The organism is Rugosimonospora africana (genome assembly GCF_016862975.1).
In the GTDB taxonomy this organism is placed as follows: Bacteria; Actinomycetota; Actinomycetes; order Mycobacteriales; family Micromonosporaceae; genus Rugosimonospora; species Rugosimonospora africana.
Genome location: NZ_BONZ01000133.1, coordinates 1 through 16,293, shown reverse-complemented (window position 1 = coordinate 16,293; position 16,293 = coordinate 1). Strand labels below are relative to the sequence as shown.

Here is a 16,293-nt window from a genome sequence, read left to right as displayed (position 1 = left end):
GGCAGCGCCCCGGCAGCGTACTGCCGCCGCGCGGTCACGTACGAGACGCCGCTCGCCGCTACCCACTCCTTCAAACTCACATTGACAAATATGAAACGCTACCTATCGCTAAAGACCACAGACACGCCAACAGTTGTTAACCCCTCAGCAAGTCCACACGGGACATGACAAGCCACACGCACGAAGCGCCGGCGAACGAGGCGACCTTCCCCATCCCCGATCTTCGGGCTGTGCCACGAACACGTCAAGCACGCCTGGGCGGCAGACGGCCGGCGCGGGCGCGCATGACGAAGCGGCAACCCGATGAGCGCCGCACTTGACAAGTCATCCCCGATAGGGAATCAAATCCCGCCGTCCCGACAGCGTGAGCAAGGGAAACGTGACGACTGACTGTCCTATGTGGATGACGGACTGTTTGTGCGGCTTCATAATGATCGACTAAACTAGACGGTCAGAAGACCTAAATCAGGCACCGAAACGTCGGTTATGGCCTGGAATGGCATGCCCGCACTTGACCGGAATCGGCCCCCAACACGACCAGCGCGTCGCTGCCGCTGGCACGCTCGGCCGGCCGCGCCAGCAGCATCCCCGTCAACTCCTCCCGGCCGAAGAACCAGGGCGCGTCGGTCTCCAGGTACCTGGCCGCGCACACCGCGAACAGAGCGTCGTCCTGCTCTCCGGCTGCGCCGTCCTGGTTCGCGGCGCGGCTCATGCCGCGTTCAGCAGCCCGAGCCGGTGCGCCTGTGCGGCCGCCTCGGTGCGGGTGGCGGCATTGAGTTTGGCCAGAATGTTCGATACGTGGACGCTGGCGGTCTTCGGGCTGATGTACAGCGCGGCCGCGATCTGACCGTTGGAGCGCCCCTCGGCGACCAGGCCGAGGACTTCCAACTCCCGATCGGTGAGCCGGATCCGCAGGTCCGATTGGGCGGTGGCGCCGGAGGCGGGGACGGTAACCAGCGCGATCCGCAGCCGGGCGCGTCGGGCCAGCGTTCGGACGTCCTCGGCCGTTGTCGCGGCGAGGTCCTCGGCGAGGCGCAGGCACTCCTCGGCCGTCGCGGCTGAATCGTCGGGCTGGTCGATCGGTCGGTGACCTGGGCCTCGGCTAACCGGTACAGGCTGTAGCAGAGCGGGAACGCCTCGCCGGCTGCGCGGTTCGCATCGACCGCGAGACGCCAGGCACCGACGTCGTCCCGGCGGGAGAGGCGGGCCGCCTCCGCGTTCATCATCGCCTGGTAGGCCAGCGCTGACGGTGTGGTGGTCGGTAGGGCGAGGGCGAACGCGGTCAACCGGTCGCGCTCACGGGCGGCCTCGGCTGCGGGCGAGGGGGTATCCGCGGCGGCGATGTCGGCCTCGATCCGCATGCCGAGCCACGCCAGAGGCCAGGCGTACCGGACGTACATGCCCGTGATCGGCACGTAGAGCTCCGCTTGCAGGCGCCGCCGCGCCTCGAGAAGGTCGCCGCGGCCGCGCGCCAGGTCGGTCTCGATGTACAGCATCGGGGCGGTGAACTGCAGGTCCACGCCGTCGCCGAAAAAGCGCCGGGCATCGCGGACGTCGCGTTCGGCCCGCTCCGTGTCGCCCTGCCACAGGTGCAGCTCGGCCCGTAGCAGGAGCAGGGTGCTGGCGAACACCCCAATTGGCTCGTCGGCCAGCGACTCGGTGATCAGGTCCAGGGCTTCCCGCCAGCGCCCCAACCGGATCAGCGGCTCGGCGAGATTGCTCGTGATCATCGCGCCCATCGAGCTGAGGACGCCGATGTGCGTGGCCAGGGCCACGCCTGCCCGGGCGACCTCGACCGCGTCCGCGTGCCGGCCCAGCAACTCCAGGTTGTCGGACAGGTTGACGTAGCCGCGCAAGGCGACCCGGTGAAGGTCGTGGCGCTCGGCCAGGCCGACGCCGTCACGCAGCGCGGTCAACCCGCTGGTCGCGTCGCCCAGGTACGACTCGCAGCAGCCCAGGGTGATCAGCGCCTCGGCCTGCTGAGCGGTGGCGCCGACTTCGGCCGCGGCGGCCACGGCCAGGTGGGCGGTGGCGGCGGCACCTTCCGTGTCGTCGATGCGCAGCAGCGAGTTGGCAAGTGATGCCAGGACCACGGCCCGGACCGGGGTCGCCGCCTCATCGGGCAGCATGGCCAGTGCGTCGCGAAGTTGCCTGGCCGCCTCATCGTCACGGCCGAGCACCCGCAGCATGTACGCGCGGCGCTCGACCAGTTCCGCCCGGCGCAGCGGGTCGAGCGTCGCCTCGGCCTCGGCCAGCACCTGATCGATCATGGACAGTGCCCGGTTCGTGTCTCCCGCAGCGGATGCGGCGTCGGCGGCGAGGATGTTGAGTGCGATCCAGTCGACGCCCGCCCGCTCGATCGCGTCCGGCACCCGCGCCCAGATCTGTAACGCCCGCTCCAGATGGCGCAGTGCCTCGGCCGGAGCGAACGCGGCGGCCGCTTGCCAGCCCGCCTGTACCGACGCGGAAAGCGCGCGGGGCAGGTCCAGGGCGGCGTACCAGTGATGCGCCAGTGTCGCCGCGACGTTGCCTTCTCCGCCCAGCAGGCCGGGATCGGTGGACAGAGCCGCGCCGTACGCGGCATGCAGCCGCACGCGCTCGCCGGGCAGCATGTCGTCGTAGAGGGCGTCGCGGGTGAGCGCGTGCCGGAACGCGTAACCGTGGCCCGATTCGTCGACCACCAGCAGGTGGTGTTCGACAGCCTCGCGCAGTGCCGGGTACAGCTCGCCCAAGCCCCGGACCTGCACGACGCCCTGGAGCGGGCGGCCGCCGATGGCTGGTCACACGTGATCCTCGACGGCAAGCTGTTCGCCACCGACCGGCTGGCCGAGACCACCACCAGCGTCAAGGGCGAACAGATCGACGCCTGGTACTCCGGCAAACACCGCGACTTCGGCGCAAACATCCAAGCGATCATGCGTCCAGACGGGTTACCGATCTGGACCTCGCCCGCCGCGCCGGGGCATCTGCACGACTGGAGCTGCGCGCAACTGCACGACATCCCCGGCGCCCTGTACTGGGCCGCGTCCCAACTGCACCTGCCGGCCCTGGCCGATACCGGCTACGAAGGCGCAGGCCACGGTATCCACACCCCGTACAAGCAGCCCGCCGACGGCACCGCACTCGCGCCGGACAACCGGGCCTACAACGCGCTGCTGCGCGCCAAACGCGCTCCCGGCGAACGTGGCTTCGCCATCCTCACCGGCCGCTGGCGAGCGCTGCGCCACACCACCGCCAGCCCTCGCAGTCTCGGCGACATCGTCCAAGCCGCCCTCGCACTCACGCATTTCGAATACCGGTATCTACCGAATCCCTACTGAGATCAAGTCAATGGATCTTCACCTAGCGGCTCGCTGGTCCACTCTGGTCGGCCTTCTGTAACGGGGTCCGGGAATGCGTCGATAGTCGAGAAGGGTGCAACCGAAGAGGGGATCGGGCGATGGACGGCATGGTCGGACAGGCGGTGCGACAGGCGTTAACAGCGATGGACGTCGGCGAGGCAGACCTCGTCCTCACCCCACTTGCCGAAATCGCCGGCTGGGCACAACGCCGCGGCTACGTGATCCGCAGTCACCACGACAACGGAACGACGATCTACGAGATCTGGCCGGGTGACAGCGGCGCCGACGACACACTGGTATTTGGATAGCGCAGGCCCAGACTCCAGTCGTTCCAAGAGGCGGCCCTCGGACCTCGGCCGGTCGATTCAGCCAGCGTGTCAAAGTCCGTGAGGGGGCGATGCGACGCTACACCGGTGGCAGGCTTTGAACGAAGGCATGGGCAGTGACCAGTTCATCGGCCACACCGGCCGACCCTGCCCACTCCGGGTACTGACTATCCAGGGCATGACCAGGCTCGGGCGCGCCGCCGACTTGTCCGTGAGGGTCGGCGCCGATCCCTGATGAGGGGCTGTCACATGGGGCGAACGCGGTTCACCCTCGGGAGGCGAAGACCACGATGGCCAATATCCAGCCAACGAACAGTCCGTAGAGGCCGCCGCCGGAGGCCCAATTGAAGGAGTTCCGCAGGCTGGCGTCTGCCTGGATGAATGCGGCCAGTAGGCCGGCGAAGGCTCCAGCGAACACATACGCCCCCAACTGGAGAAGAACAGGTTCGCGCTGCGCGAGGTCGACGAGCCGACGACCAGGGAGACGAAGGCGCCGGTGAGCACGATGAGCAGGATCGCCTCGATGTCGTTGGCGAGGATCGTCCTCACGGACTCGTTTGAGCTGAAAGACCAGTAGTGCCGCTGTCCGCCCGTGTCCTTGTTTGCGGAGTGTGTGGGTATCGGGTGGACCGGGACCGCAACGCAGCGGTCAACCTCGCTGTCTGGGCCGAGCAGCAGCACGCCCAGACCCAGGACCCCGACGCACGAGGCCTGGTCAACAACGCTTCCCGAGAGGACGGCTCTGGCCCACACCAACGTGTGGGTGAAACCAGCCCCAGTGACGGAAGAACCCACCCACCCACCACACCCACCCCGGGTGCTGGTGACAGGGACGCCCGAGAACGGCGGTGGACCATGAACTCCCACACAGGAACTAACGAAACACGCGGTAGCGCCAGCGAGCTGAGCCCGGCACCGACCAGCCCCGTCGGCTGTTCGGCGGGTCGGCACGTGCCAGAAGGCGCTGGGGCTGCGCGACGACGCATTCATCGTCTCCGGGAGTTCAGCGGCCGGCCGCTGACTCAGCGTGTAAACGCGCTGGTCGCGGTGTCCGGGCGATGGCCGATCAGATGTGCTTCACCCGCCGCAGTATGCGAGGACTGTAATCGGGTTGGGTGCCGATACGGTCGTCACAGGTCAGGAATCTGCGGTGGCGGTGGGTGGTAGCGCCGGATCGGGGACGAGGGTGAAGCCGGTGACCAGGTCGGCGCTGATCCGGATGGCCTGGTCCATGGGCCGGTCAATCCAGGGATGCAGGTGTTGTTGGTAACGGGCCAGATCATGAGGGTCGGTGACAGGTTGGGCCAGCCCGGTGACCGTGACGCTCCAGCCCTGATGTGTGGCAGGGTCGAGGTCGTCGGCTTCATAGGCGACGACGATGCCGCTGTGGGCGGCGGTGGCGATGGCGGCGCCGAGGTGTGTGCCGATGATGATTGCATTGTGGTCCAGGACGTGGTTGATCGGTCGGATGACGGGTAGCGCGCCCTGGGTGAAGACGACCCGACCGAGCTGCACACTGCCCAGCAGGCGCAGTGCCTCGGCCCGGTCTAGTCTGACTAGCCGCCGTGGGGGCGGCGCGGTGGCCTGGTGGATGCGGGCGGCGGCCGTGAGGTGTTTGGGGACGGCTTCATCGTTCACTGGGCGGGTCCGATCAGGGCGAGGTGGCCGTCGAGGCGCCGGTAGAGCACGTTGCCGCGGCCGGTGCTGTGGTGGGTGAAGAACAGGTGGGGCATGTCGGTGTCGGTCAATACCTGGACGGCCGCGTCGGGCGACAGGCGTGTGGGGTGCGGCGCGCGCTGAGGGTCAGCGGCAGGTTGCCCAGGTCGGCGGGCGGGGCGAGGGTGTGTTGGCGGGCCAGCCGGTAGCCGGTGGGTCCGACGCGGTAGATCGCGGCGTCCTGTCCGGTGTCGGCGTCGATGAATAGGTGGATGTTGTAGTCCATGGCGTCCATGTGGGTGGCCGCGTCGCGTGGGGGGCAGCAGGCGAGCGGGTGGGTCTTGCGTCGCACGATGAGGCAGGAGCGCTGGGGCAACTCGACCGGCTCTGACGCCGTCGCTGGAGGCGGCCACGGGCGTGGTGGCCATCCTTGTCCGGCGCGTGCTATCTGATCGGCCAGCCGTTCCGACAGGGTGTAGGCGGCGTGCCCGGCGAGGGTGGCGCTGGTTTGGGCGCGTAGCAGCCGCCCGGCGAGACTGAGGACCGCTTGCGCGACAACCCGCCCGGCGGTTGGGCCAGGCAGGTGGGTCAGCCGGACCCGGGCCGAGCGGACCGGTCGGTGCGCGGCTCGGGCCAGCAGTGCTACGGCGGTGTCGGCGAAGCCATATGCGTCCGGATCGAGGTCGCCGCGAACCTGGATCCGTACCCCTTGCAGCAGGTGTGAGCCGAAGAGCAGCGAAGGCCGTCGCTCTGAGTTGGCAGCTTCAGCCATCTGTGGGCCTGCTCCTTCCGTTCGTCAGCGTGGTCGTCCATCGTGCGTCGGCGGTCGCGACTCCGGTCAGGGCCGAAGGTCACCCGCGACGGGGCCTTCGGCCTGTACCGCGGTGGCGCCTACGGCGGGTGCTGGCGCCACCTCCCGATCGGCGCGGGGCCCTTGTGCTCGCCGACGTGTCCGGACTGGGCGGTGGAGGCCAGGCCGCGCGGGGATCGTCCTGCATGATGCCGATCACATTGCCTTCAGTGTCGGCGAGGTAGATCAGCCAGCCGATCCCTGGGACGGGGATGCGTGGGACGAGTACGTCGCCGCCAGCGGTGGTGGCGGCGGTTGCGGTGGCGTCGAGGTCGGTGACGTGGATGGTGGGGATGATCAGTTTGCCGGACCCAACAGCCTCGCCGGGTCCAGCAGCGTGGTTGGCGCCCATGGGGTGGGGGCCGTCGATGCCGAGCCGGGGATCGTCATCGGGGGTGATCACCCAGCAGTGCCACCCGTCATCGGGTAGGGACCAGCCGAAGATCTGGGCGTAGAACGCGCGTGCGCGTGCCGGATCCCGAGCGAAGATTCGCAGGCGCAACCCTTGTCCCACGACGACCTCCCGGATGCTGTGGGGATCGGCAGGCCCCTGACGGCGATGCGGCATGAACAGTTGCTAAAGTCTGCATCTGATGGATGACGTGATAGTACGCCGGGCGGGGGTACGTGGGTGAATAGCAGCTCGACTGCCGTCGGCGGCACCCCAGATGAGGCGAAGCCAGGCGGCGTGCAGGTCAGTCGGCCGCTGTACCAGGCGAAGGCGGAGTTCTTCAAGACCTTGGGGCATCCGGCCCGGATCCGGGTTCTGGAACTGCTGTCGCAGGGCGAGTACGCGGTGGGGGAGCTGCTGCCCGAGGTGGGTGTGGAGGCGACCAGTCTGTCTCAACAGCTGGCCGTGTTGCGCCGGGCGGGTCTGGTTACCTCCCGTAAGGAAGGCTCCCAGGTGTATTACTCGTTGACCAGCCCGCAGGTCGCTGAACTGCTCGCGGTGGCCCGGCGGATCCTCACCGAAGTCCTGGCCGGTCAGGTGGAGCTGCTGGCCGATCTGCAGGCGGCGTCCCCAGCGCCGGGGCCCTCCCTGTCGTCATAGGGCCTTCCCGCAGTGTCGCCAGCCCGCGGTCACTCCGCCATTGATCATGGCGGAGTGACCGCACCCCGGACGGTGCTTCCGGCCGGTTCCCCTCCCGTTCGACCCGCGGAGTAACCACGACATGGCTGTGTTCCCCCTGTGGCGCAAGATCCGCCGGACCGGGCGGGTGGCCGAGCCCGCCGGGCCCCGCCCCGCTGGGCCGTCCTGCCCGAAGGCCGCCGCCCTGCGTGGGTCGGTACAGCTGCGGCATGTGGATGCCGGTTCATGCAACGGGTGTGAGATCGAGATCGGGTCGGTGTTCGGCCCGGTGTATGACGCGGAGCGTTACGGCGCCCGTCTGGTCGCCTCGCCGCGGCATGCCGATGCGCTGCTGGTGACCGGGCCGGTGACCCGCAACATGGCCGTGCCGCTGCGGCGCACGTTCGAGGCGGTGTCGCATCCGCGGATCGTGGTGGCCGTCGGGGACTGCGCGGTCAACGGCGGGGAGTTCGCGGGCGGGTACGGGGTGGCGGGCGTCGTGTCGGATGTGGTGCCGGTCGACGTGGCGGTACCCGGCTGCCCGCCGGAGCCGGAGGCGATCGCGGCCGCGTTGCGGGGGTTGACCGGCCGGTGAACCTGATCGGGTGGACCCTGGCTGGGGCGTGTGGGCTGGCCGGGCTGGGCGTGGTCGCCGCGCTGGTGACATCGGCGCGGGCGCGCCCGGTGGTGGTCGGCGGGTGCACGGCCGGTGTGGGGGTCGCCGGCCTGCTTGCGGGCCTCGGCGCGCTGTCCGGCGAGGTATTCCACGCCCGGCTACCCGCCCTGCTGCCGCTGGCCGGCGTGCAGGTCGCGGTTGATCCGCTCAGCGGCTGGTTCGTTGCCGTCATCGGCGCCGTGGTCGCGGTGGCTGCGGTCTACGGCATCGGCTACGCGGGTCATGGTCACGGCCCGTCGGGTCGGGGCGTGCAGGCGGTGCTGCCGGTGTTCGCGGTTGCGTTGGTGCTGGTTCCGGCCGCGGCCAGCGTGTCGACGTTCCTGGTCCTGTGGGAGCTGATGGCGCTGTCCTCACTGCTGCTGGTGGTGGCCGAGCATCGGGTGCGGCCGGCGGTGGCCGAGGCGGGCTGGTGGTACGGGGTCCTGACCCACGTCGGCTTTGTCGCGATCCTGCTGGGTCTGGTGATCTACGCCGCTCAGGCTGGCGGCGGCTCGTTCACGGATCTGCGCGCCGCGCATCTGTCGCCGGGGGTGCGGGGGCTGGTGTTCGTGCTGGTGCTGGTGGGGTTCGCGTCGAAGGCGGGGCTGGTGCCGTTGCACGTGTGGCTGCCCCGGGCACACGCGGAGGCACCCAGCCCGGTGTCGGCGATGCTGTCCGCGGCGATGGTCAACCTCGGCGTGTACGGGCTGATCCGGGTCGGGTTCGACCTGCTGGGCGGCGCGACGCGCTGGTGGTGGCTGATCGTCCTGGCCATCGGCGCGGTCTCCGCGCTGTACGGCATCCTGCAGGCCGCGGTGGCCAGGGACCTCAAACGGCTGCTGGCGTATTCGACGGTGGAGAACATGGGCCTGGTGTTTCTCGGGCTGGGCGCCGCCGGCGTCTTCCACGCCTCCGCCAGTCCCGCCCTGGCCGCCCTTGCGTTGGCCGCGACCCTGCTGCATGTGCTCAACCACGCCGGTTTCAAAGCGTTGCTGTTCACCGCGGCCGGGTCCGTGCTCCGCGCGACTGGAACCCGCGACCTCGACGAGTTGGGCGGGTTACGCGCCCGGATGCCGGCCACCACCGTGTTGTTCGCGGTCGGGGCGCTGGGTGCGGCCGCGCTACCGCCGGGCAACGGGTTTGTCTCCGAATGGCTGCTGCTGCAGTCGCTCATCCACGCCCTGCCGGCCGGAGGCGCGGTCACTGCGGTCGTGATGCCGCTGGCCGTGGCGGTGGTGGCGCTGACCGCGGGGCTTGCGGTCGCGACCTTCGTCAAGGCCCTCGGGGTCGGGTTCTTCGCCCGCCCCCGCAGCGCCACCGTTTCCGCGGCGAGGGAGTCGCAGCCGGTGATGCTCGCCGCGATGGGGGTCCTCGGGCTGGGCTGTGTGGGGTTGGCGCTGGCGCCGGCAGCGTTGGGCCCGGCGCTGTCGCGGGCGGTCGGCACTGCGACCGGCACCCCGGTCGATGTCGTGCGCGGTGGAGTGATCCTGCGCCTGGCCGGGATCGCCAGCACCATGTCGCCGCTGCTGATCGTGGTGGCCGTTCTGGTCGCCGTCGTGGCCAGCGCCGCGTTGGTGCGGCTGGTCGCGGGGCGGGTCACCCGGCGGCGGGCAGCACGGTTGTGGGACTGCGGCGCCGGGCCGCCCACTGTGCGCATGCAGTACACCGCCACGTCCTTCGGCGAACCGCTGCAGCGGGTCTTCGACGACGTCCTCGCGCCACAGATCGACGTGGACATCACCCCGCACGCTGAATCCGCGTACCTGCTGGCGAGGGTGGCCTACCAGCGACGCATCGCCGACCGGGTCGAACACCACCTCTACACGCCGATCATCAACACCGCCCGCCGGGCCGGTGAACTGGGCAGGGTGCTGGCCAACGGCAGCGTGCACCGCTACCTGGCCTACGGATTTTTCGGCGTGACCGGGTTGCTGCTGGTCCTGGCGGTCATCCGATGACCATCGGTGGACTGCTCGCCACCGCCGGGCAGGTGCTGCTCGTGATGGCCGGGGCCCCGGTGCTGGTCGGGTTGATGCGTCAGGTTCGGGCCCGGTTGGAGGGCCGCGCCGGTGCCGGCATTGCTCAGCCGTGGCGGGACCTGCGTAAACTCCTGCGCCGCCAGCCGACCACCCCGACGGGTACCGGGTGGGCGTTCCGGCTCGCCCCGCTGCTGCTGATCGGCACCTCCCTCGTGCTGGCCGCGGTGGTACCGCTGCTGACCACCGCCTCACCGCTGGACCCGGTTGCGGACCTGTTCGCCGTGGTCGGGATCCTCGCCCTGGGCACCGTCACCCTCGCCCTCGCGGCGCTGGACACGGGAACCGCGTTCGGTGGCATGGGCGCCAGCCGGGAGATGACCATCCTGGCCCTGGTCGAACCGACCATCCTGGTCGCGGTGTTCTCCCTCTCAGCCCGGGTCGGCTCCACGAACCTCGCCGCGATCGTCACCGCCACCCTCCACGACCCGCTGCGGGTCGCCTCCCCGGCCAGCCTGCTCGCGGCAGCGGCCCTGCTGGTTGTGGTGGTGGCCGAGACCGGGCGGCTGCCGGTGGACAATCCGGCCACCCACCTGGAACTCACCATGATCCACGAAGCGATGATCCTGGAATACGCCGGCACCGACCTGGCGCTGATCGAGTGGGCGTCCGCGATGCGCCTGACCGTCCTGCTCGGCCTGCTCGCCTCACTGTTCCTGCCCTGGGGCATCGCCGGGACGAGCCTCACCGCCCTACCACTGGCCCTGCTGGCCTTCGTGGTCAAGGTGACGCTGTTGGCGGTGGGGCTGGGCACCGTCGAGGTGTTCATCGCCAAGCTGCGACTGTTCCGCGTACCCGAACTGCTCGCCGGCTCCTTCGTCCTCGCCCTGCTCGCCGTCGCATCCTCCTTCTTCCTGGCCTGAGGCGATGACCGACATCAGCTACCCCCAGTACCTGGACCTGGCCGCCGGCCTGTTCCTGCTCACCGCGGTCGGCGTGCTGTGGCGGCATCAACTCGCCCCGATGATCCGGCTGCTCGGGATCCAAGGCGTGGCGCTGGCCGCGATCGTGGCGATCCTCGGCATCCACCAGCACAGCCTGGAACTGATCCTGGTGGCCGTTGGCCTGGCCGTGCTACGCGCCGGGGTGCTGCCGTTGCTGGCCTGGCGGGCGTTGGGTGAGGCACCCGCCCAGGCCCGCGAAACCCGCCCGGTGATCAACACCGCCGCCTCACTGTTGGCCGCCGCCGCGCTGACCCTGCTCGCCTACGCGGTCACCCGACCCCTCGTCGCGCTGGCACCCTCACCGGCCACGGCGGTGCTGCCGGTCGCGGTGGCCGTGGTGCTGATCGGGTTCTTCACCCTGGTCACCCGACGTCGCGCCCTGTCCCAGGTGGTGGGTTTTCTCCTGCTGGACAACGGCATCACCGCCATCGCGTTCCTGGCCACCTCGGGCCTGCCGCTGATCGTCGAACTCGGGGTCTCCTTCGACCTGCTGCTGGTCGTCCTCGTGCTGCAGGTACTGACCGGCAGGCTACGCACCACGTTCGGCAGCACCGACCTGGACGAGCTACAGGAGTTGCACGACCAATGACCAGCATCCTGCTCCTGCTCGCCCCGATCGGGCTGCCCCTGGCGGCCGCTCTCGTCTACGCCGTCCGGGGCTGGCATGCCCGCACCACCGCCTGGGTCGGTGTGGCAACCACGGTGCTGCTGGCCGGCGACGCGGTGGGTCTGGCCGCCACCGTCACCACAGGCGGGCCGGTCCAGACCGGCGGGGGTCTGATCCGCGCGGATGCCCTGTCCGCCTGGATGCTGCTGGGCATCGCGACGGTGGCGCTGCTGGCGTGCTGGGCCTCCCCGGCCTACCTGGCCACCGACCACACCAGCACACGCCGAGCCCGCTGGTACGGGATCCTGCTGCACCTGTTCATCGCCGCGATGGCCACCGCCGTGCTCGCCGGGAACCTCGGCGTGCTGTGGGTCGCGATCGAGGCCACCACGATCGTCACCGCGTTCCTGGTCGGCCACCACCGCACCCGTCCCGCGCTGGAAGCCGCCTGGAAATACGTCGTCATCTGCTCCGCGGCCATCGTCATCGCGTTCCTCGGTCTGGTCCTGCTCTACTACGCCGCCAGACACGCGGGGCTCGACGGGCAGCAGGCCCTGGACTGGGCCGCCCTGACCGGCCACGCCCACCAGCTGGATCCGGCGGTCACCCGCATCGCCGTCGGCCTCGCGGTCATCGGGTTCGGCGCCAAAGCCGGCCTCATCCCGCTGCACGCCTGGCTACCCGACGCCCACTCGCAAGCCCCCGCACCGGTCTCCGCGCTCATGTCCGGGGTGCTGCTGCCGGTGGCCTTCTACGCCGTTCTGCGTGTCAAGGCCGTCGCCGACCCCGCGCTGGGCGCCGGCTACCTGCGCATCCTGCTGGTGATCCTGGCCCTGGCCACCCTGGCCCTGGCCGCGCTGCTGCTGATCGGGCAACACGACTACAAACGGATGCTGGCCTACTCCAGCATGGAACACATGGGCCTGATCGCGCTGGCCGCCGCGATCGGTACCCGGCTCGCGATCGCCGCGCTGCTGCTGCAGATGGCGGGGCACGGCCTGGCCAAGACCGTCGCCTTCCTCTCCTCCGGCCACATCCTGCACCGCCACGTCAGCAGCAAGATCGTCGACGTGCGGGCCCTGGCCGGTCGGATGCCGCTGTTGGCCGGACTGTTCGGTCTGGCCATCGCTGCCCTGCTCGGCTTCCCACCCGCAGCGATCTTCGCCAGCGAACTCGGCATCGCCCGCGCCGGCGCCACCGCCGGACTGACCTGGGTCACGGCCGCCGGGTTCATCCTCGCCCTGGCCGCTTTCGCCGCCATCATCACCCACACCGGGCGGATGCTGCTCGGCCCCCCACACGCGCCCACCACCGAAGACAGAAGCGACCCGCCGGCCGCCTTCACCATCGCGACCGCGATGCCGCTGATCGCCGGACTGCTCGGGGTCGCCGCCCTCGGCATCACCCTCGGCCCCGCAGCCGGCCTCCTACAGTCGGCCGCCAGCATCGTCGGAGCACCATGACCTTCGCAGCGATCCCCGGCCCACCACCGCCTCTGCCCGGCGGGCAACCCGCCGGCTACCACCGCGTCGCCATCCCCACCACCACCGCCACCCTCGCCGAACACGCCGCTGCCTTGCACCAGCGCGGGTTCCGGCTCGCCCTGGTCGCCGCCCACGACGACCACGACGCGCTGCGCGCCGTGTACCTCTACACCGCCGCCGACCCGGACCGGCGGGTGGAACTGCACCTGCCCATCGACCGCGACCAGCCCACCGTGCCGACCCTGGCCGGCCTGTCATTCCCGGCCGGCCGATTCGAACGCGAAATGCACGACCTCTACGGCATCCAACCCCTCGACCATCCGCTACCCCGGCGGCTGGTGCGCCACAGCCACTGGCCCTCAGGCTGGTACCCGATGCGCCACGACGCCGGCCCACCACCAGACTTCACCGAAACCGACGGACCGTTCCCGTTCCTGACCGTGGAAGGCTCAGGGGTGTACGAGATCCCCGTCGGCCCGGTACACGCCGGGCTGATCGAACCCGGCCATTTCCGGTTCTCCGTCGTCGGTGAAACCATCCTCAAACTCAAAGCCCGACTCTGGTACGTCCACAAAGGCATCGAGAAACTCTTCGAGAACCGGACACCAACCGACGCGCTACCCCTCGCCGAGCGGATCTCCGGGGACACCGCCGTCGGGCACACGCTGGCCTACTGCCGCGCCATCGAGGACGCCTTCCACCTACAGGTTCCGGCCCAGGCACGACGGATGCGGGCCATCCTGCTGGAACTGGAACGCCTCTACAACCACATCACCGACCTCGGCGCCCTGTGCAACGACGTCGGCCACAGCATCCTCAACACCCACGCCCTGCGCATCAAAGAAACCCTGCTCCGCCTCAACAAAGACACCACCGGGCACCGACTGCTACGCGGCGGCGTACTGCCCGGCGGCGCGACGCTGCGCCACATCCCCGACCGCGAACAACTCGCCACGATCGGTGCGGACATCCGCGAAATCATCCACCTGGCCCTCGGCAACTCACTGGTCGCCGAACGCTTCACCGGCACCGCCATCCTCACCGCCGAGCAGGCCCACGACCTCGGCACCCTCGGCTACATCGCCCGCGCCAGCGGCATCACCATCGACGCCCGCCGCGACCACCCCACCGGAAACCTCGACGACGACGGCCTGCTAGCCGACGACCTGTACACCATCCCCACCCAGACCGGCGGTGACGTCCTGGCCCGCTTCCAGCAACGCGCCGCCGAAATCGACGCCTCCCTTACCATCCTTCACACCCTCGTACCCACCGTCACACCCGGCACCGTCACCAGCTGGCCCACCGACACCCCACACCCCCCACCCGGCACCGTTTCCGGGGTGGGCATCGCCGAGGGCTGGCGCGGCACCATCGTGCACCGCGTCGAAATCACACCCGAACACCGCCTGCACCGGGTCAAGGTCGTAGACCCGTCCTTCTTCAACTGGCCCGCGCTACCGGTCGCCCTGGCCGGCACGATCGTCCCCGACTTCCCACTGACCAACAAAAGCTTCAACCTCTCCTACGCCGGCAACGACCTGTAACACGCCACCAACGCCCTGCGCCCCACTCACCCTCCGCGAAAGAGGCCCCCCATGGCGCACTTTCCCGTCAACCACCGACTACGCCCCCTCTACCGGATCATCACCGCGCTGGCCGGCACCTACATCCTGACCTTCGGCATCGTCGGCGTCACACAAACCAGCGGCACCGCACTGTTCACCCAGACCGGGCTGCCGCGAGCACTGGGCCTACGCACCAATCTCGCCTTCGCGATCCTGTCCGTCGCCGCCGGTGCGATCCTGATCGGCGGCGCGATCATCGGACGAAACATCGACGTCTACATCAACATCGTCGCCGGCATCGCCTTCATGACCGCTGGCACGCTGATGCTCACGCTCATCCCCACCAACGGCAACGTCCTCGGCTTCTCCGTGGCGACCTGCATCGTGTCTGACGTCCTCGGCATCCTCCTGCTCGCCTCCGGGCTGTACGGCAAGATCGCATCGGCCACATAGGCCACAACCTGAAAAACCCGCAGCTGGGCGTAGCACGCACGGGTCTGCGCGTACGCCGACGGGCCGCCCCCGGACAGCTACCGGCAGACGAATGATCTCCTGCACCGGGCCACCAACCGCAAGGCGGGACCAACGAGCTCACCGACGGCCCCCACGTTGCGCCCGGTGCAAGAACAAGACCGACGCTGTTGAGCCAGCGATGAGCACAGCCGGAAAGCGGCTCCCGACAGCGCAGTTTCCCGCTTTTGACCGGCCATCTCGACAACAATGTCGATCATCCGTCGGCGTGCCGTCACCGATCAGACGGCGCCCTCAGCAGCAGCACCAGCACCGCCAGAACCGGGAGGATCGCACCCAGCGCGGCCATCCTGATGCTCCACATGGTACCAACGGCCGCCACGAGCGGAGCGGCGATCAACCCGACGGCCAGTCCCAGGTCCTGTCGTCGTCGGTATTCGCGGGGAGGCCACGGCTCGCCTCTGGCCATGCCGGCGGCGAACCGTGGATCGTCGGACGTGACCGTCTGTTCGATGCGGCGTAATTGCTGTCGCTCTGCAGGTTCAAGCATAGGCGCGGCTCCTTCGGACCGAGGTGCCTCGCGCCGCCGAGAAAGTGCCTGCCGCCGACCGTATCGGCACTGATCGGTGCATGAGAACACGCTCAATGCAAGCATCGTGCTCGCGGTCGGATCCCGCAATCACCCATCCGCACGGCATGCCGAGGCCCGGAGGTGTTCGGTCATCTCCTCGTTCAGCGCGGTCTCCAGGACCGTCTTGGTCGGTTGCTTAGTGCTCATCCCAGATGGTGTTTGGTGAGCCGGTGGTACGCCAAGAGGACGCATCCCAGGTCGGCGAAGGCCTGGAAATGCTGGGCCTTGCGTTCGTAGCAGCGGACGAGGCGGCGGTTGCATTGCAGCCAGGACAGGCACGATTCGACGATCCAGCGGTGTCGGCCCAGTCGTTCGGAGGACTCGATGCCTTTGCGGGCGATGCGTACCGCGATGCCACGGCCATGGACCTCGGCCCGCAGCGCTCGCACCGAGACCTCACACATCATGGCGGAACAACCTCGCTCCGAGACGGGCGACTGGATGTCTTGGAGGACCGGGTGCAAGGCGCGGTTACTCCCGATGGCGAGCCTGCCGGCTGCCGGCCAAGCACCCGAATCGGCATACGCCCGATCGTTGCAAACCTCAGGACTGGGCGGGGGAGTGCTCCTCGGCCTGGGCAACGCTCGCGTCGTCGGTAAGATGTCAGGTACTGGTGGGGGACAGGGCGGTGGTGACGGGCGTTGAGCGGGTTCGG

General features: G+C 69.3%; 17 protein-coding genes. 10 read left to right on the top strand and 7 right to left on the bottom strand.

What is annotated here, in order from left to right:
- Window positions 1-484 precede the first annotated feature (484 nt).
- The gene (locus Raf01_RS47870) at window positions 485-712 is read right to left on the bottom strand and encodes a hypothetical protein (protein ID WP_203924850.1); all 228 of its coding nucleotides are present in this window, start codon (window positions 710-712) and stop codon (window positions 485-487) included.
- Window positions 709-888: a helix-turn-helix domain-containing protein gene (locus tag Raf01_RS50395; RefSeq protein ID WP_275413226.1), complete on the bottom strand. Its 180-nt coding sequence runs from the start codon at window positions 886-888 to the stop codon at window positions 709-711. The genes Raf01_RS47870 and Raf01_RS50395 overlap by 4 nt, the downstream gene beginning before the upstream one ends.
- 1,754 nt (window positions 889-2,642) lie before the next feature.
- On the opposite strand from Raf01_RS50395, the gene Raf01_RS47860 reads away from it, so the two are divergent.
- Window positions 2,643-3,320 carry a transposase family protein gene (locus tag Raf01_RS47860; RefSeq protein WP_239134565.1) on the top strand — a complete coding sequence of 226 codons (678 nt, stop codon included), beginning with the start codon at window positions 2,643-2,645 and terminating at the stop codon, window positions 3,318-3,320.
- 119 nt (window positions 3,321-3,439) lie between these two features.
- Window positions 3,440-3,649, top strand: coding sequence for a hypothetical protein (locus Raf01_RS47855; protein ID WP_203924849.1), 210 nt, complete (start codon window positions 3,440-3,442; stop codon window positions 3,647-3,649).
- 1,155 nt (window positions 3,650-4,804) lie between these two features.
- On the opposite strand, the gene Raf01_RS47850 is transcribed toward Raf01_RS47855, so the two are convergent.
- The 3 genes from Raf01_RS47850 to Raf01_RS47840 form a co-directional block, all read right to left on the bottom strand.
- Window positions 4,805-5,305 carry a pyridoxamine 5'-phosphate oxidase family protein gene (locus Raf01_RS47850; RefSeq protein WP_203924848.1) on the bottom strand — a complete coding sequence of 167 codons (501 nt, stop codon included), beginning with the start codon at window positions 5,303-5,305 and terminating at the stop codon, window positions 4,805-4,807.
- Between the two features lie 106 nt (window positions 5,306-5,411).
- Window positions 5,412-6,095 carry a sigma 54 modulation/S30EA ribosomal C-terminal domain-containing protein gene (locus Raf01_RS47845; RefSeq protein ID WP_203924847.1) on the bottom strand — a complete coding sequence of 228 codons (684 nt, stop codon included), beginning with the start codon at window positions 6,093-6,095 and terminating at the stop codon, window positions 5,412-5,414.
- Window positions 6,096-6,174: 79 nt separating this feature from the next.
- Complete coding sequence (locus Raf01_RS47840; protein ID WP_203924846.1) at window positions 6,175-6,741, bottom strand: VOC family protein; 567 nt, start codon at window positions 6,739-6,741, stop codon at window positions 6,175-6,177.
- 120 nt (window positions 6,742-6,861) lie between these two features.
- Between Raf01_RS47840 and Raf01_RS47835 the strand changes: the two genes are divergently transcribed.
- The 8 genes from Raf01_RS47835 to Raf01_RS47800 all read left to right on the top strand — a co-directional run bounded on the left by Raf01_RS47835 (window position 6,862) and on the right by Raf01_RS47800 (window position 14,989).
- Entirely contained in the window at window positions 6,862-7,224 is a 363-nt protein-coding gene (locus Raf01_RS47835; protein WP_203924851.1) for an ArsR/SmtB family transcription factor, read from the top strand.
- A 121-nt stretch (window positions 7,225-7,345) separates the two neighbouring features.
- Complete coding sequence (locus Raf01_RS47830; protein ID WP_203924845.1) at window positions 7,346-7,837, top strand: NADH-quinone oxidoreductase subunit B family protein; 492 nt, start codon at window positions 7,346-7,348, stop codon at window positions 7,835-7,837.
- Window positions 7,834-9,855 (top strand): proton-conducting transporter transmembrane domain-containing protein, encoded by a 2,022-nt coding sequence (locus Raf01_RS47825; protein WP_203924844.1) that lies wholly within the window; start codon window positions 7,834-7,836, stop codon window positions 9,853-9,855. The genes Raf01_RS47830 and Raf01_RS47825 overlap by 4 nt, the downstream gene beginning before the upstream one ends.
- Window positions 9,852-10,796 carry a respiratory chain complex I subunit 1 family protein gene (locus Raf01_RS47820; RefSeq protein WP_203924843.1) on the top strand — a complete coding sequence of 315 codons (945 nt, stop codon included), beginning with the start codon at window positions 9,852-9,854 and terminating at the stop codon, window positions 10,794-10,796. The genes Raf01_RS47825 and Raf01_RS47820 overlap by 4 nt, the downstream gene beginning before the upstream one ends.
- A 4-nt stretch (window positions 10,797-10,800) precedes the next feature.
- Window positions 10,801-11,466 carry a hypothetical protein gene (locus Raf01_RS47815; protein ID WP_203924842.1) on the top strand — a complete coding sequence of 222 codons (666 nt, stop codon included), beginning with the start codon at window positions 10,801-10,803 and terminating at the stop codon, window positions 11,464-11,466.
- Window positions 11,463-12,947 (top strand): proton-conducting transporter transmembrane domain-containing protein, encoded by a 1,485-nt coding sequence (locus Raf01_RS47810; protein ID WP_203924841.1) that lies wholly within the window; start codon window positions 11,463-11,465, stop codon window positions 12,945-12,947. Before Raf01_RS47815 ends, Raf01_RS47810 begins: the two co-directional genes overlap by 4 nt.
- On the top strand, window positions 12,944-14,515 hold the full coding sequence (locus Raf01_RS47805; RefSeq protein WP_203924840.1) for a hydrogenase large subunit: 1,572 nt from the start codon (window positions 12,944-12,946) through the stop codon (window positions 14,513-14,515). The genes Raf01_RS47810 and Raf01_RS47805 overlap by 4 nt, the downstream gene beginning before the upstream one ends.
- Before the next feature lie 51 nt (window positions 14,516-14,566).
- Window positions 14,567-14,989, top strand: a complete 423-nt coding sequence (locus Raf01_RS47800; protein ID WP_203924839.1) for a DUF4383 domain-containing protein — start codon at window positions 14,567-14,569, stop codon at window positions 14,987-14,989.
- A gap of 292 nt (window positions 14,990-15,281) precedes the next feature.
- Here the strand turns inward: Raf01_RS47800 and Raf01_RS47795 are convergent, their stop codons facing one another.
- Complete coding sequence (locus Raf01_RS47795; RefSeq protein WP_203924838.1) at window positions 15,282-15,557, bottom strand: DUF3040 domain-containing protein; 276 nt, start codon at window positions 15,555-15,557, stop codon at window positions 15,282-15,284.
- A gap of 224 nt (window positions 15,558-15,781) precedes the next feature.
- Entirely contained in the window at window positions 15,782-16,027 is a 246-nt protein-coding gene (locus Raf01_RS50390; RefSeq protein ID WP_373319796.1) for a hypothetical protein, read from the bottom strand.
- Between the last annotated feature and the right edge of the window lie 266 nt (window positions 16,028-16,293).